Source organism: Burkholderia sp. PU8-34 (genome assembly GCF_053427725.1).
The window spans coordinates 47,644-53,643 of record NZ_JBSAXC010000029.1; the positions used below are offsets into that span (position 1 = coordinate 47,644).

6 protein-coding genes and 1 pseudogene are annotated in these 6,000 nt (G+C 64.0%); 3 read left to right on the plus strand and 4 right to left on the minus strand.

The annotated features are described in order from the left end of the window. Window positions 1-797 precede the first annotated feature (797 nt). From ACV22Z_RS34635 to ACV22Z_RS34645, 3 genes and pseudogenes are all read right to left on the minus strand, one after another. Window positions 798-1,151, minus strand: a complete 354-nt coding sequence (locus tag ACV22Z_RS34635; RefSeq protein WP_448080750.1) for a hypothetical protein — start codon at window positions 1,149-1,151, stop codon at window positions 798-800. After that, window positions 1,148-1,906 carry a hypothetical protein gene (locus ACV22Z_RS34640; protein ID WP_448080751.1) on the minus strand — a complete coding sequence of 253 codons (759 nt, stop codon included), beginning with the start codon at window positions 1,904-1,906 and terminating at the stop codon, window positions 1,148-1,150. The genes ACV22Z_RS34635 and ACV22Z_RS34640 overlap by 4 nt, the downstream gene beginning before the upstream one ends. A 35-nt stretch (window positions 1,907-1,941) precedes the next feature. Then, window positions 1,942-2,028: pseudogene (locus tag ACV22Z_RS34645) on the minus strand (LysR family transcriptional regulator); the annotation flags it as partial. Window positions 2,029-2,330: 302 nt separating this feature from the next. Here ACV22Z_RS34645 and ACV22Z_RS34650 point away from each other — a divergent pair. Then, window positions 2,331-2,804: a cupin domain-containing protein gene (locus tag ACV22Z_RS34650; RefSeq protein ID WP_448080752.1), complete on the plus strand. Its 474-nt coding sequence runs from the start codon at window positions 2,331-2,333 to the stop codon at window positions 2,802-2,804. An 83-nt stretch (window positions 2,805-2,887) separates the two neighbouring features. On the opposite strand, the gene ACV22Z_RS34655 is transcribed toward ACV22Z_RS34650, so the two are convergent. Continuing rightward, window positions 2,888-3,763: a LysR family transcriptional regulator gene (locus tag ACV22Z_RS34655; protein WP_448080753.1), complete on the minus strand. Its 876-nt coding sequence runs from the start codon at window positions 3,761-3,763 to the stop codon at window positions 2,888-2,890. 180 nt (window positions 3,764-3,943) lie between these two features. Here ACV22Z_RS34655 and ACV22Z_RS34660 point away from each other — a divergent pair, with 180 nt between their 5' ends. Both ACV22Z_RS34660 and ACV22Z_RS34665 read left to right on the plus strand, forming a co-directional pair. Beyond that, window positions 3,944-5,263 (plus strand): DUF3422 family protein, encoded by a 1,320-nt coding sequence (locus tag ACV22Z_RS34660; protein WP_448080754.1) that lies wholly within the window; start codon window positions 3,944-3,946, stop codon window positions 5,261-5,263. Between the two features lie 28 nt (window positions 5,264-5,291). Beyond that, on the plus strand, window positions 5,292-5,492 hold the full coding sequence (locus tag ACV22Z_RS34665) for a hypothetical protein (protein ID WP_448080755.1): 201 nt from the start codon (window positions 5,292-5,294) through the stop codon (window positions 5,490-5,492). The last annotated feature ends 508 nt before the right edge of the window (window positions 5,493-6,000 follow it).

A 6,000-nucleotide genomic window follows, 5' to 3' on the forward strand; every position in this document is an offset into this window, starting at 1 on the left:
TTCACCCCCGGCGCACGTCGCTCCGGATCGCTTCGGATCACATCACGGGTCGGCCGAACGCGCGCCACGTCACATGCCGGCCAAAGGAAGTCTCTCTGGCGGCATCGATGCGTGCGCGATCGAGCGCGATGAAACGTCGGCAACGAGACTGCGCTCCGATACGGGATCGTCGTGCGCAATACGTCACCACAGTGTCACTTTCCGCCGATCGAACGATGCGGCGGCAGACTTCACGAAGCTAGTTCAGGCAGGCTTCGAAAGCCAACCAGACAAACCCTTGCTCACGCGCGGAAGGTGACACGGACACACCTGTTTCCCCCGGGGGTTCTTTCAAATCCGAATGCACGTTTCGCGCCTGTGGGACGCGCGTCGCGAGACGTTGCGGTAAACCGCGATGGCCTCGCAGTTCAACCGTCCCGCGGCGGCCACCGCCGCCGGAGAACGACCGACGCCCGTCAAGCTGCAGGACGGCGCCGATACGGTCGCGAGCGTGATCGCGTCGCCGGGGCCGGCCGCTCGTGGCATGTCAGGATTCTCGGGTCAACCCTGGCGCGGCGAGGAAGGGGTAGGGGTGCGGGCACGGTTGTTGTCCCGCGCGGGCGGTTGGCTTGTCGCTTCGACAACGCCTGCTTGTCGATCCATTGGGCGGCGATTTCCCAATCTGTCAGCGATTTTTGTTAACTGGAGATCAGTCGAACTCGAATCGATTGTCGATTGCATTGTTCGCGAGCACGAATGCCGTTCAGTCATTTGGCCGAACGGCATGATGGCTGCGGCCATCTCATTGCCTCGACAAGTTACAGATCGGGATCCTGTCCGAAGTGCATGAGCGTTTCCCGGCGGCACATGGCCTCGGCGTCGGCGTCCGATATGATGGGCAACTTGCACTTCGAGAGATCGATGCGACCCACGTTGAAGACTTTTCTTTGCGGCTGGGATGCTGGCTCGCCGGCCGGCCGTTCGACAGGCCCGACGGCGGACGTGCGCATGACGCTCGCCAGGCTTTGACGGAGTTCGTTCACGATGAGTTCTTCAATGAGCTGCCTGACTTCCGAGCGAAGAACGGGACGGTGCTCGCTCATCGTGCGAACGCGCCGCGCCGCAGGCCGCGCGATTCGGAATCCAGCGATCGGGCTGTGCTTTTCGGTCATCCGTAAATCCCCTTTTCGATCAAGTAGGCTTGCAACGCCAGCACTGACTCGCCATGCGGCGCAACGTCGAATGTCACCCAGCGATTCGATCCGGCTACGCGCCAGAAATCTCGCCCGAATCGAGTCGCGTAGAGCGCGCGCAGCGAACGAAGCGACCCGTCGGCCAAACCGACCGGGTACCCTTGAAAATACTGGGACAGTGCCGCTTCATCGCCATGCTGGTCGGGAATGGGTGCATCGAAGCCGAACCTTGGCCACGCGTAGTATCCATATAGTCGGGGCCCGCCGGGCTTTGGCGCCGCTTTGCGGCCGCCCGCTGCAAATGCACCGATCCGGGTGATTCCCAACGTATCACACGCTCGAACGATCCGCCACAGCATCGCCGCTCCGAGTCCGGCGATAGCGTTATCGACCAGATCGATTGTCCTGAGTTCGAGTATGGACGCGTCCGAGTTTCGAATGACAGACACACGATTTTCCGATCGGATCAATGTGGGGTTGGTGACAGCGAATGTCAGTTTTTCCGTACTGTCGAGATAGGCTTGAATATCCGATCCGGCAGGCGCTCCGCACAACGAAACGAGCAGTTCGTCGGAAACTTCGCCTTCCATCCCAAGCAACGCGGAGATGTCCAGATCGTTTCGATGGACCGTCAGACGATCGTCGAAGTACGTCGCTTCGTATGGCAGAACATGGCTGAGATCGACACTTCGGGCGGGCATGGCGGCGGGCAAGGAGCGGAAATCAACGAGCATATCGCCACGAATCCGGCAGGCCGAGTCTGCCGAATGGCCAGCCCGGTTCGCCACTGCAGATCCTCCATGATCTGCTCCGCAAGGAAGTCGCACGGCGGCCGCTTCGACTTCGTGCTGCCCGCGAACCGGCGCGTGCTCGGCGCCGACGAAGGCCTGCCGCCGGCCGATCTCGAGTTGCATCGCTCGCCCGGCATCTGTGATCTGGTCATGATCGCGACACGCACACGCATTGCATTCCTCAGATCAGCGCCGCCCGGCTGTTCCGGGTTTGTCTCACTGGCATCGTGCCGTGCCTCTCCTATGTTCGATACAGCTTCGCTGCAAACGGTTGTTCGCTGTCGAACGGCAGCGTCGGTGCGGGAAACGGCGAAGTCCTGGTGCGTGGCCGAGTCGGCCGCGCCGTGGCCGTCATAAGGAGAGCAGAATGAAAAGCAGGCAATTCTCGATTCCCGTGCTGGTCGTCGCGGCCTGTCTGGCCGCTCCACCGACGGGGTGGACGCAGTCGGCAAGCCAAGTGATGATCGTGACGCCCGACGAGCTCAAATGGGCCGATCTTCCGCTGGTGCCTGGCGCACAGATCGCGGTTCTCGAAGGGAAAATGGACAAGAAGGGGCCGATCGTCGCGCGCGTCAAATTTCCGGCCAATGCGAAGGTGGCGCCGCACTGGCATCCGAACGTCGAACGGGTCACCGTGCTGTCCGGCACGCTCAACTACGGGATGGGCGACACGCTCGACCCCGAGAAATCGCGGCCGCTGGGGCCCGGCAGCATGATCTTGATGCCGCCCAGGATGCACCACTTCGCGTGGACCAGCGAAGAAACCGTGGTCCAGCTGAACGTGAACGGGCCGTGGGGGATCGTGTATGTCAACCCGGCGGACGATCCGAGAAAGAAGTGAATGCGCCCGCGCAGCGGAAGCGGGCGTGATCGCGGCGGCGGCCGGCGCAACGTTCGACCGCACACTTGCACTCGCACTTGCGCTTACGTGTCGCCCGCCTGCCCCGATTGCCGCTGCAGATCCTCCATGATCTGCTCCGCGAGGAAGTCGCACGGCGGCCGCTTCGACTTCGTGCTGCGCGCGAGGATCAGCTCGAGCGGCGGCAGGTCGGGCAGCCCGTGCGAGCGGCCGAGCACCGTCAGTTGCGACGGAATCGCGCAGCGCGCGAGCGGCGCGACCGCGAGCCCCGCTTCCACCATGCTGATCAGCCCGAGCAGGCTCGGGCTTTCATACGAGGTGCGGTACGGCAACTTCGCGCGTTCGAGGCTGCGGATCGCGTTCTCGCGCGCGACGCTGCCCGGCATGAACACCGCGATCGGCAGCGGCCGCTCCTCCCACACGCGCGGCCCGTTCGTCATCGCCGCCCACGCCATCGGCTCGTGCCGCACGAAATCGCCGGACAACCCCTTCACGCGGGTGCCACAGACGAGATCGACCGTGCCGTCCTTGATCAGCGGTGCGAGCGCGCTGCTCGGCAGCCCGATCACCTGGATCTCGACCTTCGGATACGACGCCGAGAATTTCTTAAGCACTGAAGGAAGAAGCGACGACGCATAGTCGTCCGGCACGCCGATCACGACCTTGCCAGTCACTTCCGGACGTACGACGGCCGCCCATGCCTCGTCGCGCAGCGCGAGCATCCGCCGCGCGAAGCCCAGCAGCACCTCGCCCTCGCGCGTCAGCACGATGCTGCGCGGACGGCGCACGAACAGCGGCCGCCCCAGCGCATCCTCGAGGCTCTTGATCTGCATGCTGACGGCGGATTGCGAGCGGTTCACGGCTTCGGCGGCCCGGGTCATGTTGCCGGTCTCCGCGACCGCGACGACAGTGGCGAGCACGTCGTGATCGAGCATCTTCATCGGTATCAGGAAAATTGAACGTAACGATCAACATTATGCGATTTTATTGTCGTTATGTGTCTGCCATAGTGCGATCACGCTAGCGATTCCGCTGCGGCTGACGGCGCGTCGGGCTTGGCCCGGGCACGATAGCCGACATGCCGAAGCCGCGGGGTTGAACAAGGAAAACATGGTGTATCGATGATGGACCATCCGTTGCGCGCCGCACTGGCCGCGGAATTGCATGCTCGGCCGTTCCTGCGGCTGGCCGAATCCGTTTCGCTGACCCATTACGCGATCTATTCGGACGGCCAGCCGGACATTCACGACACGCTGCTGCACGCGCTGTGCCGTGACGCGGGCCTCCCCGTGCCGCAAGACGGCGCGACGCATCACGCGGTGCAGTCGCTGAGCGGCTGGTACCTGAAGTGGGAGCGGCACACCGAATTCTCGACCTTCACGTTCGCGGCGCCGCGCCGCGACACCGGCTACTTCGACGATCTCGCGATCGAAGGGATCCCGGCCGACTGGTTCGCACGACTGAACGGGATCAGGTTCGTCGCGGTGCGGATGGAACTGGTGTCGGGCGCCGCCGCGAAGCTCGTCTGCGGCGACCTGCGCCGCTGGATCGACGGGCCGATTCTCGTCGGCAGCAACGTGCTCGGCGGCGGCAAGGTGTTCTGCGACTGGCACGTGCGGCCCGACGGCTTCATGCGCTTTCTCGTCGTCGACGAGGATTTCCGCGAAGAGCAGGGCGGCCGCCTGCTGCAGCGTCTCTATGAAATCGAAACGTACCGGATGATGGCGCTGCTCGCGCTGCCGGTCGCGCGCCGAATGAGCCGCGAGCTCGACGACATCCACGCGTCGCTGCAGGCGCTGATGCAGAGCATGGACACGAGCGGCACGAACGGCGACGACGCGGCGCTGCTGGTCAGGCTCACGCACCTGGCGGTGCGCGTCGAATCGCTGTCGGGGTCCGGTGGACGCTTCAGCGCGTCGCGCGCGTACGAGAAGCTCGTGCTCGCGCGCATTCACGAACTGCGCGAGGAACGGATCGAAGGCATGCCGACGATCGCGGAATTCATGGAGCGGCGCTTCGCGCCGGCGATGGAGACGTGCCGCAGCGTATGGGCGCGTCACGAGCAGATCGCCGCGCGCATCGCGCGCGCGGTCGACCTGCTGCGCACGCGCGTCAATCTCGCGCAGGAAAAGGACGTCACGCGGCTGCTCGCCGGCATGGAGCGCACCGCGCGCAACCAGCTGCATCTGCAGCATGCGGTCGAAGGCCTGTCTGTCGCGGCGATCTCTTATTACGTGCTGTCGCTCGCGGCGGCGGCATTCAAGGCCATGCACGTGCTGAGCCTGCCGGTCGATCCCGAGCTGGCGGAAGGCCTGCTGATCGCGCCGGTCGTGCTCGCGGTGATCCACATCACGCGCCGCACGCGCGCGCAGCTCGCGCATGCGGAAGCCGCACACGACGGCGAGCCGCCGCATGCGGTGAATCTGAAGCAAGTGGCATAGACCACCCATCACATATTGAGGAATGGAGATGACTTTTTCAAAGATGCAACCCGAGTTCTTTGTCGGGATGGACGATTTCGCCGACGCGGCATGCGATGACGCGGGCAACGCGGACGACGTGCGCGTGTCGTCCTATCAGGCAGTGCTGCAGGAGCCGACGGTGTCGCTTGTCGGCAGCCAGTTCGACCGGCCGGATGTCGCGACGGTCGCGATTCTTGGGTATAACTGAGCGCGCCTCCCGAGCGTTCCCCGAAAGTCTGCGCGAACCCGGTACTCGCCCGCGCGATCACGAGCGATAACGCGCGCGGCTGTTGGATTCATGCCGATTACGCAAGGACCGGTCATGTCGACGGCCGGCCTTTCCTTGTCCGCCGCCGTCGGCGCGTTGCGAAGGTCGCGATGCGTCGATCCGGCGGCGGTCCCGTTTGCCTGGTGCTCTCTCCGTCGTCGTGCTGCCTTGCGCCGCGCGCGCAGCCTTTGCCGCGCCGTGTTCTAGCGCGAGTTCACTTCCATCAGTCCGAGGGCGCACGTCGTGCCGCCGGCAATGCCGCCCCGTTTTCCCGCTCGTTCAAACATCGATTCCGCTCAATGTCCGGAACGGAAATTCGCGATCCAAGAACTTTTTGATGGGTTTAAAAATTCGCACTGGAGACAACAAAACCATGCGGAAAGCCCGATGAAAGCCGACAGCACCCCTGAAGCAACGCGCAGCACGACGACGGCTGCGTTCAAACCCA

Coding starts and splice junctions, on each gene's coding strand:
- ACV22Z_RS34635 (WP_448080750.1), bottom strand. CDS start 1,151: ATGACCGAAAAGCACAGCCCGATCGCTGGATTCCGAATCGCGCGGCCT.
- ACV22Z_RS34640 (WP_448080751.1), bottom strand. CDS start 1,906: ATGCTCGTTGATTTCCGCTCCTTGCCCGCCGCCATGCCCGCCCGAAGT.
- ACV22Z_RS34650 (WP_448080752.1), top strand. CDS start 2,331: ATGAAAAGCAGGCAATTCTCGATTCCCGTGCTGGTCGTCGCGGCCTGT.
- ACV22Z_RS34655 (WP_448080753.1), bottom strand. CDS start 3,763: ATGAAGATGCTCGATCACGACGTGCTCGCCACTGTCGTCGCGGTCGCG.
- ACV22Z_RS34660 (WP_448080754.1), top strand. CDS start 3,944: ATGATGGACCATCCGTTGCGCGCCGCACTGGCCGCGGAATTGCATGCT.
- ACV22Z_RS34665 (WP_448080755.1), top strand. CDS start 5,292: ATGACTTTTTCAAAGATGCAACCCGAGTTCTTTGTCGGGATGGACGAT.